The organism is Bradyrhizobium sp. UFLA05-109, assembly GCF_054185165.1.
Map to the genome: position 1 here is coordinate 126,429 of NZ_JBBIAR010000007.1, position 19,507 is coordinate 145,935.

Genomic DNA, 19,507 nt, shown 5'->3' on the forward strand with positions numbered 1-19,507 from the left:
CGCGCGAGCGGTGATGGTTGTGCGCGAGGCACGCTCATTCAGGGTCGTCATTGCTGTGCAAGTTCACTAATTCGGTGATCGAATCCAGGCTGCTTCCGAGGGAAGATTCTCGATTGCTTCGCAGCGCCCGCAATGACGCCGTTTGTCTTCACACCTTTCCCGCCGAGCAGACCCAAGTTGTTTCACGTGAAACAGGGCTCGCTCGGTGTCATCTACCTTGCATGGGGTTGTTTTCGCGAAAACGCTTTGCCCGTGCCACTGTTTCACGTGAAACAACCGTCTCACCCAGTTTCTTCTTCCGGCTTCTTCATGCCTGAGCTAGAAGTCCGCCTATGCGGACAGAGCGAGAGAGCTTCGACGTCATCGTGATTGGCGGCGGCCATGCCGGCTGTGAGGCCGCGGCTGCGGCCGCCCGGATGGGTGCGGCGACCGCTCTGGTGACGCACCGTTTCTCCACCATCGGCGCGATGTCCTGCAATCCCGCCATCGGCGGCCTCGGCAAGGGCCATCTGGTCCGCGAAGTCGATGCGCTCGATGGTCTGATGGGCCGGGTTGCGGATGCCGGCGGCATCCAGTTCCGCATGCTCAATCGCCGCAAGGGCCCGGCAGTTCGCGGTCCCCGGACCCAGGCCGACCGCAAGCTCTATGCTGCCGCAATGCAGGCCGCGATCCAACAGACCGATGGTCTCAGCGTGATCGAAGGCGAGGCGGACGAGCTGATCTCATCGGATGGTCGCGTCACCGGGCTCCGTCTGGCCGATGGCCGCACGATCCGGGCAGGGGCTGTCGTGGTCACCACCGGCACCTTCTTGCGCGGCCTGATCCATCTCGGTGAGAAGAACTGGCCGGCAGGGCGCGTCGGCGAGGCGCCGGCAATGGGTCTGTCGAAGTCTTTTGAGCAGGCCGGCTTCACGCTGGGCCGGCTCAAGACCGGCACGCCGCCGCGGCTCGATGGCACGACGATCGATTGGACGGCGGTCGAGATGCAGCCCGGCGACGATCCGCCGGAGCCGTTCTCGGTGATGACCGAGCGGATCACGACCCCGCAGATCCAGTGCGGCATCACCCGGACGACGGCTGCGACCCATGAGGTGATCCGGGCCAATGTGCATCGCTCGCCGATGTACTCCGGCCAGATCAAGAGCACGGGACCGCGCTATTGCCCTTCGATCGAGGACAAGATCGTCCGCTTCGGCGACCGGGACGGCCACCAGATCTTCCTGGAGCCGGAAGGTCTCGACGATCCGACCGTCTATCCCAACGGCATCTCGACCTCGCTGCCGGAGGAGGTCCAGCTCGCGATCCTCGCCAGCATCCCGGGCCTTGAGCGGGTCAAGATGGTCCGGCCGGGCTACGCCATCGAATACGACCACGTCGATCCTCGGGAGCTTGATCCGACCCTCCAAACCAGGCGGGTAGAGGGACTGTTCCTGGCCGGGCAGATCAACGGCACGACGGGATATGAGGAGGCCGCGGCTCAAGGCATTGTTGCCGGCCTGAACGCGGCATTGGCCGCGAGTGGGGCGGCGCTCACGGTATTCGACCGGGCCGACGGCTATCTCGGGGTGATGATCGACGATCTCGTCACTCGCGGCATTTCCGAGCCCTATCGGATGTTCACCTCGCGCGCCGAGTACCGGCTGACGCTGCGGGCGGACAATGCCGACCAGCGCCTGACCGAGAAGGGCATTGACCTGGGATGCGTCGGCAGCGCCCGGACCCAGCACCATCGCGCCAAGATGGCAGCCCTCCAGGCCGCCAAGACGTTGTCGAAATCGCTGACGCTGACGCCGAATGAAGCAGCCAGGCATGGGCTGTCCCTGAACCGGGACGGCCAGCGCCGCTCGGCCTTTGAGCTATTGGCCTATCCGGACGTTGGCTGGAGCCAGGTTCGCGCGATCTGGCCCGAGCTGTCGGCCATTGACACCGTGATCGCGACCCACCTCGAGATCGACGCCAAGTACGATGTCTACCTGGAGCGCCAGAGCGCCGACGTCGAAGCCTTCCGGCGGGATGAAGGGCTGGTCCTCGCCGATGTCGACTACCAACTCGTACCCGGGCTCTCGAACGAGGTGCGCGCCAAGCTCGAGAAGGCGAGGCCCTTCACGGTCGGTCAGGCCGGCCGGATCGATGGCATGACGCCGGCGGCGCTGGGCATTCTCGCCGCGTACCTGCGTCGCGAGGCTCGCCGGAAGACCTCCAAGGCGACCGCATAGGCGTTTCACGTGAAACAGCGCGGACCAGCCAAGGGGAAATCCCAGAGGGAATCCTCATCACGGCAACCCGACGTGGGCGAGGGGACTCGGAAGCCCGCGGCTTCGCAAAGCGCCGCGACACTGGACTCGGCGTTGGCGGCGGACAAGGCCGCCGCCCTCAAGCTAGCGCCGGTTTCACGTGAAACGGAGGAACGCCTCGATCGCTACGTCGCGCTGCTTCGGGAGTGGCAGGCCAAGACCAATCTGGTCGCGCCATCGACGCTGTCGCACCTTTGGACCCGCCACATCGCCGATTCGCTCCAACTCGTCTCGCTTGCACCATCAGCGAAGCGCTGGGCCGATCTCGGCAGCGGCGGCGGTTTTCCGGGCGTGGTCCTGGCCTGCGTGATGGCGGAAGTGCCGGGCGCCAGCGTCCACCTCGTCGAGCGCATCGCGAAGAAGGCCGCCTTCCTGCGCGAAGCAATCCGCGTAGCCTGCGCGCCGGGGGTCGTACATCTCGCAGAGATCGGGGATAATGTGGATAGAATCACCGGCCCGGTCGATTGCGTCACCGCGCGCGCACTGGCTCCGCTACATCAACTCATCGGCTTTGCGGAGCCCTTGGTGCGCAGCGGTGCAAAAGCGTTGTTTCCTAAGGGCCAAGATGTAGAGGCTGAATTGACCGAAGCCGCTAAATATTGGACTATTCGTCCTAAGCTCCACCAAAGCCGCACGGGCGACGGTTGGATCGTGGAGCTGGACACTATCCAGCGGCGTGGGTGAGGCCTGGAAAACGGGGTCGAGTGGGGAAGTGGCATGACCGTGATTGACGAACCTCAGCAGGAGCAGACCGAGGCGGTGCCGCAGGGCCATCCGCGGATCCTGGCCCTCGCGAATCAGAAGGGCGGCGTGGGAAAGACAACCACGGCGATCAATCTCGGAACGGCACTCGCAGCGATTGGTGAGCGCGTCCTGATCGTCGATCTCGATCCGCAAGGCAACGCCTCGACGGGTCTCGGCATCGATCGCCGCAACCGTTCCTGCTCAACCTATGACGTGCTGGTCGGCGAAGCCGCGTTGCGTGAAGCGGTGGTGTCGACTGCGGTGCCGCGGCTGCACATCGCGCCCTCGACGATGGACCTCTCCGGCCTCGAGCTCGAGCTGGGCACCACGCCCGGTCGCGCCTTCAAGCTGCGCGATGCGATCGGCTCACTCAACAACAACGTCTCGCCGGATGCCGACTACACCTACGTGCTGATCGACTGCCCGCCCTCGCTCAACCTGCTCACGGTGAATGCGATGGCGGCCTCCGATGCGATCCTGGTGCCGTTGCAATGCGAGTTCTTCGCGCTCGAAGGCCTGTCGCAATTGCTTCAGACCGTCGAGCAGGTGCGCTCGACGCTCAATCCCAATCTGTCGATCCATGGCATCGTGCTGACCATGTTCGACTCGCGCAACAACCTCTCGAACCAGGTCGTCGCCGACGTCCGTCAGTTCATGGGCGCGAAAGTCTACAAGACCATGATCCCGCGCAACGTGCGCATCTCCGAGGCGCCGTCCTACGGCAAGCCGGTGCTGGTCTATGATCTCAAATGCGTCGGCAGCGAAGCCTACTTGCGGCTTGCCACCGAAGTGATCCAGCGCGAGCGCGAGCTGCGCACCACGCATTGAATCCAGGCGACGTCATTCCGGACAATTCGCGGTACGCGAATTGATCCGGAATCTCGAGATTTGAAATTGAACAACGTCGAGATTCCGGGTTCGCGCTTCGCGCGCCCCGGAATGACGAGGACAAAGTAACAGGAGCGTTCGAGTTGAATCCAAGGGAGCTGGCGATGGCCGACGAAGCGCGTTCGCGACTGGGCCGGGGTCTTGCGAGTCTGATCGGTGACGTCGGCGGTGAGGCCGCGCATGTCGAGCGGCCGCGCACGCAGCGCAAGGTGCCGATCGAATTCCTCAAGCCCAATCCGCGCAACCCGCGCCGCACATTTTCGGAAGTAGAGCTCAAGGAGCTCAGCGACTCCATCAAGCAGCACGGCGTGATCCAGCCGATCGTAGTCCGTCCGGTGAAGGGCACGCAGGACCGCTACGAAATCATCGCTGGCGAGCGGCGCTGGCGTGCCTCGCAGCTCGCAGGCCTGCACGAGGTGCCGATCGTTCCAGTCGACATCAGCGACAGCGATGCGCTGGAATTCGCGATCATCGAGAACGTGCAGCGCGAAGACCTCAACCCGATGGAAGAGGCGCAAGGCTATCACGCGCTTGCCAACGAGTTCAAACGCAGCCAGGACGACATCGCAAAAGTCGTCGGCAAGAGCCGCAGCCACGTCGCCAACATGATGCGCCTGACGAAACTGCCGGCGGAGGTGCAGGCCTTGATCGCGACCGGACAGTTGACGGCCGGCCACGCCCGTGCGCTGATCGGCGTGCCTGACCCGCTCGCCGCTGCCAAGCGCATCATGGAAGAGGGCCTCAACGTGCGCCAGGCCGAAGCGCTCGCGCACGAGGAGGGCGTGCCGGAGCGCAAGCCTCAGAAGGCGCGCGTCGGGGCCAAGGAGAAGGATCCCGATACGGTCGATCTGGAGAAGCGCGTCAGCGACGCACTCGGGCTCAAGGTGACCGTCAACCACCGCGATCCCGGCGGCTCCGTCCAGATCAACTACCGCAACCTCGAGCAGCTCGACGAGGTGATGCGACGGCTGGCGAAGGGTGTGCTCTAGACTGAGACCGCGACTTCCTCAGGCGTTGTGGACCAGGCAATCGGCCACACCCTCGGTGTCGTCCTGGCGAAAGCCAGGACCCAGTACCACAGGGAGAAGTTGTGGCGAGAAGCGGGTCACTACGAGTCTTCGCCAAACTATTCCCTGGGGTAATGGGTCCTGGATCGGCGCTCGCTCCGCTCGCTTGTCCAGGACGACGTAGGTTGAGGACGGCGCCACAACGACGCGCGGATAGAGCGAGCGCTCAGCCGCGCCGTTTCGCGTTCGCGGCGATCGCCATCAGCGTGCGCTGCGCGATTGCGGCGGCGAGGGACGGCTGCTTGCGGGTGTCGAGGGCTGCGGTTGCAAGCTGTTCGATGATGCCGGCAAGTCGCGCCACGCTGAAATTGCGCAACGCGGTTTCGACCGCGGGCTTTCGTGAAAAATGCAGCCGCGGAAATCCGCCTTCGAGTACGGCCGAGATCGGCGTGCCCTCGGCGACGGTGAGTGCCGACTTGTGCAGCCAGGCCGCCTGGCGCTGCGCGGCGGAGATGATGATGCCGGGATAGGTGCCGGCGATCATCGCCTTGGCGAACTCGCTTTCGACGATGTCGGGGCGTCCGGCGAAGGCGCCGTCGACGATCGGATCGAGCTTCAGCTCGGACGCGTCAGCGACGACCGCCATCACGTCGTCGAGCGTGATCTCGCCCTTGCCGTGAGCATATAGCGTCAGCTTGCGTAGCTCGTTGCGCGAGGCCTGGCGATCGCCGCCGAGGAACGACATCAGCGCAGCGCGGGCGTCCTGCGCGATACGCAGATTGGCAACGCGCAGCTCGTCCTCCATCAGTCTGGCGAGATCGCGCTCGGTGTCGGGATAGCAGCCGATCGCGACCGCCGTCTTGGCGCGTTCGCAAACCTTGCGCAGCGGCGATTCGGGGCGGAGCTCGCCGGCCTCGATCACGATGCGGCAGTCCTTCACGCTCATCTCGGCAAGCGTGTCGACACCGCTGGCAAAGCTGCGCGAGCCGGCGCGCACGCGGATGGCGCGGCGGCCGCCGAATAGCGGCACGGTCATGGCTTCGTCGACGAGGCGCGAGGGTTCAGCCGAGAGCTCATCGCCGTCGAGCTTGACCAGCGAGAAGGGGTCGTTGAGATCATCGACCGCGGACGCAATCAGCGCGTCGGCGCGCTCGCGCACCAGGCCGGCATCGGGGCCATAAAGCAGGATGATCGGGCGGCCCGAATCGGGGCGGGCGAGGAAGGCGTCGATCTCTTTTCCGCGCAGCGCGACCATGGGCCAAATCGTCATTCCGGGGCACGCAGCGCGCGAACCCGGAATCCAGAGGTTATGGATCGAGATTCCGAGTTCACGCTTCGCGTGCCCCGGAATGACAAGGAGCAGTTACGTGCCGGCGGTGAAGAACGCGGCGAGGCGGGTCGAGATGTTCTCGGCGACCTCGTTGGCGGCACGGTCTTCCGCATCGCGAACGGCGCGCTGACGGGCGAAGCGCTGGTATGAGCCGGGGATGTCGTAGGACACGCGCGAGAACGTGGTGCCGGTCATCACCGACTGGTTGGTCGCGTTGTCGATCAGATTATACTGAACGTCGATGCCGTAATTCTCGCTCGTCGGAAGGCCGGTTGCGGAGCTGACGATCAACGAGGAGCGGCTGGTCGAGAACCGCAGCACCAGACGGTGGGTCGGCGGCGCACCGGTCGCGGTGCCATAAAGCTTGAAGGCGAGGGCGTTGCGGATTTCCACCCCGACCCGAGCCTCGCGCGAGGCATTGGCCTTGTCGACAGGGGGGATTTCCACCCCCATCAGCTTGTCCCGCAATCCCGGAGTACCGTCGGTATGCTCGGCATACATCGGCTGGAAGCAGCCGGCCGTCATTGCCGCGAGGGCGGCAACCGCGACGAGGCGGGCTGCGATGCGGATCCTAGCCGACAACATTCACGATCCTCTTGGGGACGATGATCACCTTGCGGACGGGCTTGCCGTCCAGGGCCAGTTTTACCGCATCGAGCGCCAAAACGGCAGCCTCGATTTCCGGATTCTGGGCCACTGTTGCAACCGTGACCTCACCCCGCTTCTTGCCGTTGACCTGGACCACCAGGGTCACGGTGTCTTCAACCAGCAAATCGCGTTCGATTTGCGGCCACACGGCCTCCGAGACGAAGCCGCTCTGGCCCAGCACCTGCCAGCACTCCTCGGCCAGATGCGGCATCATCGGGGAAAACAGCTGGACCAGGATGGTCCCGGCCTCCCGGATGGCCCAGCCGAGGTCGTCCGCCGGCTGGCCGGGGCGCTGAAGCACTTCGGACAGGCTATTGGCGAATTCGCGGATATGGGCGAGGCAGACGTTGAAGTGCAGCCGCTCGATTCCGATCGTGACCTTGTCCAGCGCGCCATGAGCCGCCTTGCGCAGGGCGAGCGCATCGGCGTCAAAGCTCGCCGGTCGGGCCGCAGGCGCGCCCTTGGAGGCCTCTGCGGATTCGTTCACCAGCCGCCACAACCGCTGCACGAAGCGCGAGGCGCCCTGGACGCGCTCGTCGCTCCAGATCACGTCGCGGTCGGGCGGTGAGTCCGACAACATGAACCAGCGCGCGACGTCGGCGCCGTAGGTCTCGATGATGTCGTCGGGGTCGACCGTGTTCTTCTTCGACTTCGACATCTTCTCGATCGCGCCGATCTGGATGTCTTCGCCGGTCGCAAGCAGCGTGGCGCGCCGGCCGTTGCTGCCGGTCTCGACCTTCACCTCGACCGGCTGCACATAGGTGCCGTCGGCCTTCTGGTAGGTCTCGTGCACCACCATGCCTTGCGTGAACATGCCGGCGAACGGCTCATCCAGCGCGATGTGGCCGGTTGCCTTCATCGCGCGGGTGAAGAAGCGGCTGTAGAGCAGATGCAGGATCGCGTGCTCGACGCCGCCGATGTACTGGTCGACCGGCAGCATCCGGTTGGCGACTGCAGGCGTCGTCGGCGAGGCCTCGTTCCAGGGATCGGTGAAGCGCGCAAAGTACCAGGACGAATCCACGAAGGTGTCCATGGTGTCGGTTTCGCGTTGTGCCTTGCCGCCGCATTTGGGGCAGGTGACGTGCTTCCAGGTCGGATGATGGTCGAGCGCGTTGCCCGGCCTGTCGAAGGTCGCATCATCAGGCAGCTTCACCGGCAGCTCTGAATCCGGCACCGGCACGACGTCGCATTTCGGGCAGTGGATCACCGGAATCGGGCAGCCCCAATAGCGCTGGCGCGAGATGCCCCAGTCGCGCAGGCGGAAATTCACCTGCCGCTCGCCGACGGGCGCGTTGCCGCGCATCTCGTTTTCCAGGCGTTTTGCGATCTCTTCCTTCGCCGCGTCGATGGTCATGCCATCGAGGAAGCGCGAATTGATCATGCGGCCGTCACCGTCATAGGCGGTGTCGGTGATGATAAAAGTCGCCGGATCCTGGCCTTCGGGGCACACCACCGGCGTGACGCCGAGATTGTACTTGTTGACGAAGTCGAGGTCGCGCTGGTCGTGGCCCGGGCAGCCGAAGATCGCGCCGGTGCCGTATTCCATCAGCACGAAGTTCGCGACATAGACCGGCAGCTTCCAGGAGGGATCGAACGGGTGGACCGCGCGGATGCCGGTGTCAAAACCCTGCTTCTCGGCGGTGTCGATGATCTCCTGCGCGGTGCCGATCTTCTTGATCTCGGCGATGAACTCGGCAAGCTTCGGGTTCTTGGCGGCGGCAGCCTGCGCCAGCGGATGATCGGCCGAGATCGCCATGAACTTTGCGCCGAACAGCGTGTCCGGGCGCGTGGTGAAAATCTTCAGCTCGCTCTCGCCGGCGGGCGTCGTTGCCTGATCCAGCGCGAAGCGGATCAGCAGGCCTTCGGACCGACCGATCCAGTTGCGCTGCATCAGCCGCACCTTGTCGGGCCAGCGGTCGAGCGTATCCAGCGCGCTCAGCAGCTCCTGCGAGTACTTCGTGATCTTGAAGACCCACTGGTTCATTTCCCGTTGTTCGACAACGGCGCCCGAACGCCAGCCTCGGCCGTCGATCACCTGCTCATTGGCGAGCACGGTCATGTCGACGGGGTCCCAGTTCACCTTGCGCTTCTCGCGCTCGGCGAGGCCTTCGCGCAGGAAGTCCAGAAACATCTTCTGCTGGTGCTTGTAGTAGGAGGGGTCGCAGGTCGCGATCTCGCGGCTCCAGTCCAGCGACAGCCCGATCGAGCGAAGCTGCTTCTTCATCGCGGCGATGTTGTCGTAGGTCCAGGCTTTCGGCGCGACCTTGCGCTCGATCGCGGCGTTCTCGGCAGGCAGGCCGAAGGCGTCCCAGCCCATCGGGTGCAGCACGTTGAAACCCTTGGCGCGCATGAAGCGGGCCAGCACGTCGCCGAGCGTATAGTTCCGGACATGGCCGATATGGATGCGCCCGGACGGGTAGGGGAACATCTCGAGCACATAGTATTTCGGCCGCGAATCGTCGTTTCGGGAGACGAAGATGGCCTTTTCGTCCCAGGCGGCTTGCCAGCGCGGTTCGGAATCGCGGGCGTTATAACGTTCGGAGGTCATGGAATCGTTGCGGTTTTCTAGGGTTCGGCCGTCGTAAAGACGGCGGACTAGGCCACAAAAACCGCTGTGGGGTCAACGTCTAAGGCCTTCAAAACGGCCTGAGCGTGAGCTGTTTCAGCCCGCCATCGCGATCGCGCCGGCGCCTTCGCTCTCCTGCACCAGACCGTGCTCGACGACGGTGTTGCGGCCGCGATGCTTGGCGGCGTAGAGCGCGGCATCGGCCGCTTCGATCAGGTCGCCCGGACGCAAGGCCTCATTGGGCCGCGCCGCGGCAACGCCGATCGAGACGGTGACGATCATGTGGCTCGAGGTGATATGCGGCAGGCACAGCCGCAGCACCGCAGCGCGAACGGTTTCGCCGATCTCTATGGCGCGCGTGAGGTCCGTGTTCGGCAGCAACAGGCAGAATTCCTCGCCGCCATAACGCGCGGCAAAGCCCATGGTGTCGGCCGCAATCCCCGACAGCGTCTCGCCGACCCTGGTCAGGCAGGAATCGCCCTCGAGATGGCCATAGGTGTCGTTGAAGAGCTTGAAATGGTCGACGTCGATCATCAGCAGCGACAGGTCGCTGTCATATTGCTGCGCGCGCATCCATTCGAAGTCGAGGCGGCTCTGGAAGCCGCGGCGGTTGGCAAGGCCCGACAGCATGTCGATCGAGGCCATGACAGTAAGCCGGTCGTTGCTCGCGATCAGCTCGCGCTCGCGCTGGCCGAGTTGGGCTGCCATCGCATTGAAGGCGCGGGCGAGCGGCACGAACTCGGCGGGCAGGCGATTGCGCGCGGCGCGGGCCGAGAGGTCGCCCTGGCCAAAGCGCTTGGCCATGTCGGCGAGCATCTCGATCGGCTTGATCACGAGCTTCTCGGCGGCGATCAGCGCGCCGAGCAGAACGAACACGACGACGAAAGCGAGCTGGAGATAGGCAGTGCGGATGTCGCGGCTGACGGCGGCAGAGACCTTGTCCTCGTCGATGCTGGCAATCAGGCGCGCATTGGTGCCGGCGATGCGCATGTAGCTGACCGCGCGGCGCGAGCCGTCGACCGCCATGAAGGACAGCGATCCTTCGTCCTGGTCCGAGCGGAGCGCCATGTCGGCAATCGCCGACATCAGCGGCAGATTGTCGAGCGGGCGGCCGACCGCGCTGTACTGGTCCGCGGGCGCGGCCAGCACCGTGCCGGCGCTGTCGACCAGCACGGCAGAAATGCCGGAGCGGCCGCCCAGATTGTTCATGATCTTCGACATCCAGTCGAGGTTCACGGTCGCGAGCACGACGGCGTCCGAGGTGCCCGAGAGCGCGGAGACCGGATAGACCGCCATCACGGTTGGCGTTTGCGACGGCTTTGACAGCAGGAAATCGGAGAGCACGAAGCGGCCGGTCTCCTGCGCCTGCTGGAAATAGGGCCGGTCACTCAAGTCGAGGCCGACATACATGTTGTTGGTCGAGCACTGGATGCGGCCGTCCTGGCCGGCGATCAGCAGCGTGCGGATCCAGGGCAGGCTGGCCGGCAGGCTCGCGCGCAGCACGTCGCAGCTCTTGCTGACGCCGCCGGCGGAGGCGCGGATGAAAGCCTCGGATTTCAATATCGTCTCGACCGACGAAATCACCTCGCGCTGTGCGTCCGCGCTGTGTCGCGCGATGGTCGTGAACTCGGTCGTCGCCTGCGCGATCTGCTTGACGCGCGCGTCTTCGAGCGAGCGGATGCGCTCCAGCATCAGGGGTACCACCAGAATCACCGCGAGCAACGCAAGCCGGGCCCGGATTCCGAGAACCTGCTTGAGTTTCGCGCGTTTGCGGTTGAGACTGACGTTGACCATTTTTGTGCTACCCACCCCGCGCGCAACTTAGTTCCAAGGGTTCAAGAAGCCTTTCTTGAAGTCGGTAAAATTGGAACTACCTCGGTAGTCACACGGGTCTCGAGCGACGTCATGACAGAAGCCAACGCCTTGCCGCTAACCGGGCATTCACCAAATGCGCTCGCCGCCGTGGAGCAGGAGATCGCGCGCGCATGCAAGGACGCACAGCGCGATCGCGCCGCGGTGACGCTGATCGCGGTGTCGAAGACGTTCGCTGCGGATGCAATTACACCGGTCATCGACGCGGGGCAGCGCGTATTCGGAGAAAATCGCGTGCAGGAAGCCAAGGCAAAGTGGCCGGCGTTAATTTCGAGTTACTCGGATATCGCGCTGCATCTGATCGGACCGCTGCAGTCGAACAAGGCGAAAGAGGCGGTCGCGCTGTTCGACGCCATTCATTCGGTGGACCGTCCGAGCATTTGCCAAGCGTTAGCCAAGGAAATCGAATCCCAGAACAGGCACCCGCAGCTCTTCGTCCAGATCAACACCGGCGAGGAGCCGCAGAAGGCCGGCGTCGCGCCCGGCGAGGCGGATGCCTTCATCGCAAGCTGCCGCGACAGCTATGGGCTCAACATTTCCGGCCTGATGTGCATCCCGCCCGCGAACGAGCCGCCGGCCGCGCATTTCGCCCTCACCGCCAAGATCGCCGCGCGCAACGGATTGAAAGATCTCTCGATGGGCATGAGCGCCGATTTCGCCACCGCCATCATGCTAGGTGCCACGCATATCCGCGTGGGCTCGGCGATCTTCGGGCATCGCTAGTGTTGAAGCGCTGTCGTCCCGGACAAGCGCAGCGAAGCGGAGCGCAGATCCGGGAGCCATAACCACAGGCAGCAGTTTGGCGAAGACTCGCGGTTGCCAGCTCGCGCCGCAGCTTCTTCCTGTGGTTATGGGTCCCGGGCTCGCGCTTCGCGCGCCCCGGGACGACGGCGGTGTTGGTGGCGCCTACGCGAACCTCACCGATACCTTCCCCAGCGCACCGAAATCCGCGGCGAGATGATCGCCGGCCTCGATCGGTAGCGGCGGATGGCAGGTGCCTGTCGTCACCACCTGCCTGCTCTCAACGTGATACCGAGCGCGCGCAGCTCGTTCGCGAGCCAGGCGAGCGCGATACGGGGATCGCCAAGCACGTTCCTGCCATGGCCGACATGGCGCCGGCCGCGCAGCGTGATCTCCGGCCGCTCCTCCACGAGATCACGCGCGCGCCAATCCACTGTGGTCGGCGCGCCCAGTACGAACAGGTGCGCGCAGGCATTGTCGGCGATGAGCTGCGCCTCGCCGGCGCTGACGAAATCGGCAAAGCGCGAGTCCGGAATTTCGATCGCGGGATGCAGCGTATCGACCGCCGCAAGTACCTCGTCGACGCCAAACGGCGAAGACTGCGGCGGCAGGTCGCGCGCCATGCGGAAGGCGAATTCCGGCTCCCCGACCCGCATCTCGTTGCCCCTCATCGAGGCCGTGCCGCCATCGGCGATGACGGTCTCGCTCAGGATGCGTCCGGCCATCGGTCCCCTGACATTGATGTGCCTCTGCCCGGCCTCGCTGGTCGCCGCGATCTTCTACCCGAACAGCGTGCCGCTTGACGCGGATTCGAGCGCAGCCTGGATGGCGTAGCCCTCGCTGCGCGAGTGCGGCCGCAAGGCGTTTTCGAGCGCGTCAAGCTTGGTGCCGGCGCGCCAGTGGCCCGCGAGCACGCGCGAGGCAGCTTTGATTCGGTTCTCGTCGAGCATGGTCCCTCACCCGATGATGATCCTGGTCTTTGGTCCCAGACGCCGCAACAATTGCAGCATTGCCGCTTGTCTCATCGAGACACAGCCCGCCGTGGGTCCGAAATTGTCGCGCGCCAGATGCAAAAACACCGCGCTGCCACGGCCGCGAATGCGTGGCCGTGTGTTGTGGTCGATCTCGACGATGAAGTCGTAGAGCTGGTCGCCGCGCGTGAGCCGGTCGCCGCCCTGCCCCGCCCCGCGCCGGATCGGCCGGTTATAATGGCGGTCGGCGGGATCTTCGCACCAGGCATCCTCGGGCCGAATGGCGCGGACCGGCAGGAAGGTCTGCGGCCGGCGGTGGCGGTCGCCCCGCCACCACAGCTGCCGCGGCCGAAAGCTGCCCTTGGGCGTGCCGCCGTCGCCCTCGCGCTTGTTGGCGCGAATGCCGCCACGGCCCAGCGCCACGGGAATCGTCAGGGGCCCGGCAGTCAGCCAGCCCCGCCGCGGATTACCTGCCGACGCCCTCACCCGGATCGTGGAAAGCGGTCCGTTTTTGGCGTAAGCAATTGATATATATTGTCTTTTCATGTGAAGGCGCGGTGTCGGCTTCATTACAGGACATTCATCGAAAAGCCCTGCTATTCTGCGTTAGAGTAGTTCTGGCTTGAGAATCGGTAGCAGCCCACTACTTCAAGACGAACAACAATAATAACGGCGACCTCTAACTTACCAATCGCAGCTCTCACGCGGCATGCGCGCGTCGGAGTTCGACCCCAAAAGGATGACCCCATGGCCAATGCCCGCAAGATCCTGATCGTGGATGACGATTCCGATCTGCGCGATACGTTGGTGGAGCAATTATCGCTGCACGAAGAGTTCGAAGCCTCGGCCGTCGATACCGGCGCAAAGGGCGCGAGCGCCGCAAAGGCCAATTCCCCCGATCTCGTGCTGATGGATGTCGGCCTGCCCGACACCGACGGCCGCGAGGTGGTGCGCAGCTTGCGCAAGGGCGGCTTCAAGGCCCCGATCATCATGCTGACCGGGCACGATACGGATTCCGACACGATTTTGGGCCTGGAATCCGGTGCCAACGACTATGTGGCAAAGCCCTTCCGCTTCGCGGTGCTGCTGGCGCGCATTCGCGCCCAGCTTCGTCAGCATGAAGCGAGCGAAGACGCGGTGTTCTCGGTCGGGCCCTACAGCTTCCGCCCGGGCTCGAAAATGTTGACCGCCGCCAACGCGCGCAAGGTACGGCTTACCGAGAAGGAAACCGCCATCCTGCGCTTCCTCTACCGGGCCGGCCAGATGCCGGTCTCGCGCGAGACGCTGCTCCAGGAGGTCTGGGGCTATAATTCCGGCGTCACCACCCACACGCTGGAAACCCATATCTACCGTCTCCGGCAGAAGATCGAGAAGGACGCCGCCAACCCGGAAATCCTGGTCACGGAAGCCGGTGGCTACAAGCTGGTGCCGTGATACGCTCCGAAGGCCTCGCGAATCGTTTTAGATTGCGGGCCTTTGAGCCACGGAACTGAATGTCAATCGACGACGACGTAGCGCTGCTCGAGCGTGTCCCGACACTGCGCCTGTTGGGAGAAGCCTCGTTGCGCATGTTGGCGATCGGTTCCGAGCAGCGTGACTTCGTGCGCGGCGATGTCCTCTTCAATAAGGGCGATGACGCGGACGCCGGCTTCGTGGTTCAGCGCGGCGCCTTTCGCGTCGAGGACGGCGCCGGTGCCGAGATGATCGCCGGCCCCGGTACGCTCATCGGCGAGCTTGCGCTGGTGGTGCCGATGAAGCGTCCGTCGAGCGCGATCGCGCTGGAGCACTCCTCCGTCATCCGCGTCGCCCGCAGCCTGTTTCAGCGCGTGCTGGAGAGCGATCCCGCCGCCGCCCTCCGCCTTCGCGACGAGTTCGCGATCCGGTCGAGCCAGATCGCCAGCGATATTCTGATGGCGGGTTCGAAGCTGAATAACTAGCCGTCTTTCGTAGCCCGGATGGAGCGAAGCGCAATCTGGGATTCGTTTCGATCCGGCGCGACTGACCCGGATTTCGCTTCGCTCCATCCGGGCTACGGGCAGCCCTGAGCTCACGCCTCCAGCGTCACCGTCACCGGCACATGATCCGACGGCCGCTCCCAGCTCCGCGCGTCGCGAAGAATCCTGAAATCGCTGACCGCATCCTTGAGCGCGCGCGAGACCCAGATGTGGTCGAGCCTGCGGCCGCGGTCGCCGACGGTCCAGTCGGCGGCGCGGTAGCTCCACCACGTATAGACCTTTTCCGACATCGGAATGCGCTCGCGCGCGACGTCGACCCATTCGCCGGCATCAAGGGCGGCCATCAGCTTCTCGCATTCGATCGGCGTATGCGAGACGACCTTCAGAAGCTGCTTGTGCGACCAGACGTCGTTCTCATGCGGCGCGACATTGAGATCGCCGACCAGGATGTGGCGGTCCTCGCCGCGCGGATGCAGCGGCTCGCACGCCTTCATCTCGTCGAGGAAACGAAGCTTGTGGTCGAATTTCTCGTTCAGCGCGGGATCGGGAATGTCGCCGCCGGCGGGAACGTAGAAATTGTGCAGCACCAGCGGTTTTGCAAGCTGCGCCTTTTCGCCGAACGACACCGAGATGTGGCGCGAATCGATCTTGTCGCAGAAGGTGCGGATGTCGGTATTCTCGAACGGAATTTTCGAGACGATGGCGACGCCGTGATAGCCCTTCTGCCCGTTCAGCGCGACGTGTTCATAGCCGAGCCGCTTGAATCGCTTGAGCGGAAAGGCATCGTCGATGCACTTGGTTTCCTGGAGGCACAGCACGTCCGGCCGCGCGCTCTTGAGGAATTTGGCGACGAGATCGATGCGCAACCGCACCGAATTGATGTTCCAGGTTGTCAGGGAGAGACGCATGAGGGATGCGTCATAGCATGGTTTGATATGGTGGAGAGGTTTGTCCACAGGGCACGAAGCGCTTGTAGCTTCGTAGGGTGGGTTAGCGAAGCGTAACCCACCTCTTTGGTTTCCGCGGCAACGGAAGCGGTGGGTTACGCCTTCGGCTAACCCACCCTACAAATCTGCAACTCAACCCGGCGACGGGACGTTGTAGTTGGTGAAGTCGATCTTGAACATGTTCGGATCGAGCTTCTTGGTGCTGTCGAGATTGTAGACCGCGAAGGTGGTGTCGTAGCCCTGCGGGTCGGTCACCGTCCATTGCTTCAACTGGCCGTCCTTGGCGCCGACCATCAGCAGCAGACGGCTGGTGCCGATCAGCGCCTGCTTCTCCTCGATGGTGACGCTGATGAAGAGATCGTCCGCGGTGACGTTGATGACGTTGGTGTCCTTCATCAGGTCGATGCGGTCCGAGAGCAGGAAGCGCAGCGGCGTCTGCGACAGCGGATAGACGTCCTGGGTCGCGAGCTTGCGGTCGCGCACCACGAGCGAGGATCCGTCGGCGATGATGTCGATCGGATTCGGCGGATCGTATTCGACGCGCATCTTGCCGGGCTTCTGGATGTAGAAGTCGCCTTGCGTCTTGCTGCCGTCGGGCCCGACCTGCACGAAATTGCCGACCAGCGTCTGCAACGACGACAGATATGCGCTGACCCTGGCGGCCTGCGCCTTCTGCTTATCGTCAAAGGTCTGGAAGATGCTGCTCGGCACGTTGCGGCGCGGATCCGGAATGATCGGATTGGGCGGCGTCTGGGTGGCGCCCGTCGTGGCGGGCCCGCCGCTCATCTGCCCGCCGTCGCGGCCCTTCGGTGCGGGTTTCGGAACGGGGACGGTCTGCGCGAACGACGTCGCGCTGGCGGCAGCCATCGAGGCGGTGATGACAAGCATGCTCGCCAGCCGCGCGCTGCGCGCGGCGAAGGAGGCAGCCAATCGAATATCTGGATTTCCGGTCAACGCGTCGTCCTGTGTGGCTTGGCGCCCTTTTACCGTGGTTTCGCGCAAAAGCAGATATCGTTTTTGCGTGAAAAACTCATTGTGAGGCCCGTTTCGGCGCCTTTTGCCTCACATATGGCTGTCTTCTTCCTCGACCAGGATCTCGCGTTTGCCGGCATGATTGGCCGGTCCGACAATACCTTCCAGTTCCATGCGCTCCATCAGCGAGGCGGCGCGGTTGTAGCCGATCTGAAGCCGGCGCTGGATGTAGCTGGTGGAGGCCTTGCGGTCGCGTTTGACGATGGCAACGGCCTGCGAGAACAGGTCGCCGCCGCCATCCCCACCCATGCCAGTGGCATCGAAAACCGCGCCGTCTTCGTCCTCGGCAGGTTCTTCAGCAGTGACCGCTTCGAGATATTCCGGCTGTCCCTGCGTCTTGAGGTGACGCACCACCTTCTCGACTTCCTCGTCGGAGGCGAACGGGCCGTGCACGCGGCTGATGCGGCCGCCGCCGGCCATGTAGAGCATGTCGCCCTGGCCGAGCAGCTGCTCGGCGCCCATCTCGCCCAGGATGGTGCGGCTGTCGATCTTGGAGGTGACCTGGAAGGCGATGCGGGTCGGGAAGTTCGCCTTGATGGTGCCGGTGATGACGTCGACCGAGGGACGCTGCGTCGCGAGGATCACGTGCAGGCCGGCGGCGCGCGCCATCTGCGCGAGGCGTTGCACCGCGCCTTCGATGTCCTTGCCGGCGACCATCATCAGGTCGGCCATTTCGTCGACGATGATGACGATGTAGGGCAGCGGATCGAGTGCGAGCTTCTCTTCCTCGTAGATCGCCTTGCCGGTCTCCTTGTCGAAGCCGGTGTGCACCGTGCGCGTCAGCTCCTCGCCCTTGCCCTTGGCCTCGAGCAGGCGCGCATTGTAGCCGTCGATGTTGCGCACGCCGAGCTTGGCCATGTTCTTGTAGCGCTCTTCCATCTCGCGCACCGCCCATTTCAGCGCGACCACGGCCTTCTTCGGATCGGTCACGACGGGGGTGAGCAGATGCGGGATGCCGTCATAGACGGAGAGTTCGAGCATCTTCGGATCGACCATGATCAGCCGGCACTGATCCGGGCGCAGCCTGTAGACCAGGCTGAGGATCATGGTGTTGATGGCGACCGACTTGCCCGAGCCGGTGGTGCCGGCGATCAGCATGTGCGGCGTTCGCGCCAGATCGATGATGACGGGATCGCCGCCGATGGTCTTGCCGAGGCAGAGCGGCAGTTTTGCCACCGTCTCGGTCGCCTCCTTCGCCACCAGCAGCTCGCGCAAATAAACCTTTTCGCGATGCGCGTTCGGCAGCTCGATGCCGATGGCGTTGCGGCCGGGCACCACGGCGACGCGGGCCGACAGCGCGCTCATGGAGCGCGCGATGTCGTCGGCAAGTCCGATCACGCGCGATGACTTGATGCCGGGTGCCGGCTCCAGCTCGTATAGCGTGACGACCGGACCCGGATTGGCTTTGACGATCTCGCCGCGCACGCCAAAGTCCCCGAGCACGCCTTCGAGCGAACGCGAATTGGTTTCCAGCTCGGCCTTGCTGAGTGGCTGGCGATCGCCGGCCTTCGGCGCAGCCAGCATCGAGACGGACGGAAGGTCGAACTTGTCGGAAGACTTTTTCGAGGGCGCCTTCGGTGCAGCCTTCTTGCGCGAAGTGCGCGCGGCCGGCGCCTCCTCCTCTTCTTCGTCTTCCTCTTCCTCGCTCTCCTCCTCCTCGTAATCCTCGTCCTCATTGTCGGCATGCGGCGAGATCGAGGGCGCGGCGCGGCCGCCAAGATTGGGCTCCTGGCGATCGAACGAGGCGGTGCGCGGCTTTGACCCGCTCGAGACCAGCGAGCGATAGGCGGCACTACACAGCCAGACGATCCGCGCCTTCGTGCTCATCAGCGCATGGAACAGCCAGCCGAGCGACACCGAACCGCGGTCCTCCTCCTCTTCCTCGAATGGGGTGTCGTCGTCCTCAATCTGCGTCAGCTCGTCGTCGTCGCGCTCGCGCGCGCCGAGGCCGCACGCGATCAGGAACGTCGTGGCCATCGCGACGAACAGGATCGTTCCGAACACCATGCGATAGATGGCGCCCGCGGGTCCGAAGATCACGGCCGGTGCGCGCACCAGCGCGTCGCCGACCACGCCGCCGAGCCCGGTCGGCAATGGCCATGCGCCGCCATGCGGCCAGCAGCTCGCAAAACCTGCCGCAATCACCGTGCAGAGGATCCAGCAGCCGAGCCGCAGCGCCTCGCGATCGAACGGGCGGTGGGTCATCATGCGCCAGCCCCACACCGCGACGGTGAGGATCAGCATGATCGCGCCGAGACCGAGAATCTGCATCGCGAGATCGGCGCCGATCGCGCCGGCATAGCCGAGGATGTTGCGGATCGGCCGCGAGGTGGCGTGGCTCAGACTCGGGTCCTGCACCGACCAGGTCATCAGCGCGGTTGCGGCGATGCCTGACAGCGCGATCAGGCCAAGACCGGCGAGCTCGCGCACGCGGCGCGTCAGCGCGTCACGGATCGACGGCGGCAGGTGTCCGACCAGTGGGATGACACGTTCGATTGCCGACATGCTCATC

The 19,507-nt window shown here is 64.4% G+C and carries 15 protein-coding genes and 1 pseudogene; 7 read left to right on the plus strand and 9 right to left on the minus strand.

What is annotated here, in order from left to right; translation table 11 throughout:
- Window positions 1-332 precede the first annotated feature (332 nt).
- The 4 genes from mnmG to Q3C01_RS06980 all read left to right on the plus strand — a co-directional run bounded on the left by mnmG (window position 333) and on the right by Q3C01_RS06980 (window position 4,915).
- Window positions 333-2,216: a tRNA uridine-5-carboxymethylaminomethyl(34) synthesis enzyme MnmG gene (gene mnmG / locus Q3C01_RS06965; RefSeq protein WP_458144583.1), complete on the plus strand. Its 1,884-nt coding sequence runs from the start codon at window positions 333-335 to the stop codon at window positions 2,214-2,216.
- Between the two features lie 120 nt (window positions 2,217-2,336).
- The gene (gene rsmG / locus Q3C01_RS06970) at window positions 2,337-2,978 is read left to right on the plus strand and encodes a 16S rRNA (guanine(527)-N(7))-methyltransferase RsmG (protein ID WP_458144643.1); all 642 of its coding nucleotides are present in this window, start codon (window positions 2,337-2,339) and stop codon (window positions 2,976-2,978) included.
- Between the two features lie 33 nt (window positions 2,979-3,011).
- On the plus strand, window positions 3,012-3,866 hold the full coding sequence (locus tag Q3C01_RS06975) for a ParA family protein (protein ID WP_458144584.1): 855 nt from the start codon (window positions 3,012-3,014) through the stop codon (window positions 3,864-3,866).
- Between the two features lie 164 nt (window positions 3,867-4,030).
- Window positions 4,031-4,915, plus strand: a complete 885-nt coding sequence (locus Q3C01_RS06980; protein WP_458144585.1) for a ParB/RepB/Spo0J family partition protein — start codon at window positions 4,031-4,033, stop codon at window positions 4,913-4,915.
- 244 nt (window positions 4,916-5,159) lie between these two features.
- Here Q3C01_RS06980 and holA read toward each other — a convergent pair whose 3' ends face one another.
- The 4 genes from holA to Q3C01_RS07000 all read right to left on the minus strand — a co-directional run bounded on the left by holA (window position 5,160) and on the right by Q3C01_RS07000 (window position 11,271).
- A complete protein-coding gene (gene holA / locus Q3C01_RS06985; protein ID WP_458144644.1) occupies window positions 5,160-6,188 on the minus strand; it encodes a DNA polymerase III subunit delta in 1,029 nt (342 codons plus the stop codon).
- 108 nt (window positions 6,189-6,296) lie between these two features.
- A complete protein-coding gene (locus tag Q3C01_RS06990) occupies window positions 6,297-6,848 on the minus strand; it encodes an LPS assembly lipoprotein LptE (RefSeq protein ID WP_458144586.1) in 552 nt (183 codons plus the stop codon).
- On the minus strand, window positions 6,835-9,459 hold the full coding sequence (gene leuS, locus Q3C01_RS06995) for a leucine--tRNA ligase (RefSeq protein ID WP_458144587.1): 2,625 nt from the start codon (window positions 9,457-9,459) through the stop codon (window positions 6,835-6,837). The genes Q3C01_RS06990 and leuS overlap by 14 nt, the downstream gene beginning before the upstream one ends.
- Window positions 9,460-9,573: 114 nt before the next feature.
- On the minus strand, window positions 9,574-11,271 hold the full coding sequence (locus tag Q3C01_RS07000; RefSeq protein ID WP_458144588.1) for a diguanylate cyclase domain-containing protein: 1,698 nt from the start codon (window positions 11,269-11,271) through the stop codon (window positions 9,574-9,576).
- A 111-nt stretch (window positions 11,272-11,382) separates the two neighbouring features.
- On the opposite strand from Q3C01_RS07000, the gene Q3C01_RS07005 reads away from it, so the two are divergent.
- Window positions 11,383-12,072 (plus strand): YggS family pyridoxal phosphate-dependent enzyme, encoded by a 690-nt coding sequence (locus tag Q3C01_RS07005; RefSeq protein WP_458144589.1) that lies wholly within the window; start codon window positions 11,383-11,385, stop codon window positions 12,070-12,072.
- A gap of 183 nt (window positions 12,073-12,255) precedes the next feature.
- Here Q3C01_RS07005 and Q3C01_RS07010 read toward each other — a convergent pair.
- Together Q3C01_RS07010 and Q3C01_RS07015 are read right to left on the minus strand one after the other, a co-directional pair.
- Window positions 12,256-13,040: pseudogene (locus Q3C01_RS07010) on the minus strand (2-keto-4-pentenoate hydratase).
- Window positions 13,041-13,046: 6 nt separating this feature from the next.
- Window positions 13,047-13,607: a L,D-transpeptidase family protein gene (locus tag Q3C01_RS07015; protein WP_458144590.1), complete on the minus strand. Its 561-nt coding sequence runs from the start codon at window positions 13,605-13,607 to the stop codon at window positions 13,047-13,049.
- Between the two features lie 201 nt (window positions 13,608-13,808).
- Between Q3C01_RS07015 and Q3C01_RS07020 the strand changes: the two genes are divergently transcribed.
- Together Q3C01_RS07020 and Q3C01_RS07025 are read left to right on the plus strand one after the other, a co-directional pair.
- Window positions 13,809-14,495, plus strand: a complete 687-nt coding sequence (locus tag Q3C01_RS07020; RefSeq protein WP_027525091.1) for a response regulator transcription factor — start codon at window positions 13,809-13,811, stop codon at window positions 14,493-14,495.
- Window positions 14,496-14,554: 59 nt separating this feature from the next.
- A complete protein-coding gene (locus tag Q3C01_RS07025; protein WP_458144591.1) occupies window positions 14,555-14,998 on the plus strand; it encodes a cyclic nucleotide-binding domain-containing protein in 444 nt (147 codons plus the stop codon).
- Between the two features lie 110 nt (window positions 14,999-15,108).
- Here the strand turns inward: Q3C01_RS07025 and Q3C01_RS07030 are convergent, their stop codons facing one another.
- From Q3C01_RS07030 to Q3C01_RS07040, 3 genes are all read right to left on the minus strand, one after another.
- Window positions 15,109-15,924 (minus strand): exodeoxyribonuclease III, encoded by an 816-nt coding sequence (locus Q3C01_RS07030; RefSeq protein ID WP_458144592.1) that lies wholly within the window; start codon window positions 15,922-15,924, stop codon window positions 15,109-15,111.
- 171 nt (window positions 15,925-16,095) lie between these two features.
- Complete coding sequence (locus tag Q3C01_RS07035; protein ID WP_458144645.1) at window positions 16,096-16,851, minus strand: outer membrane lipoprotein carrier protein LolA; 756 nt, start codon at window positions 16,849-16,851, stop codon at window positions 16,096-16,098.
- A gap of 174 nt (window positions 16,852-17,025) precedes the next feature.
- Complete coding sequence (locus Q3C01_RS07040; protein WP_458144593.1) at window positions 17,026-19,506, minus strand: DNA translocase FtsK; 2,481 nt, start codon at window positions 19,504-19,506, stop codon at window positions 17,026-17,028.
- Window position 19,507: the final 1 nt, after the last annotated feature.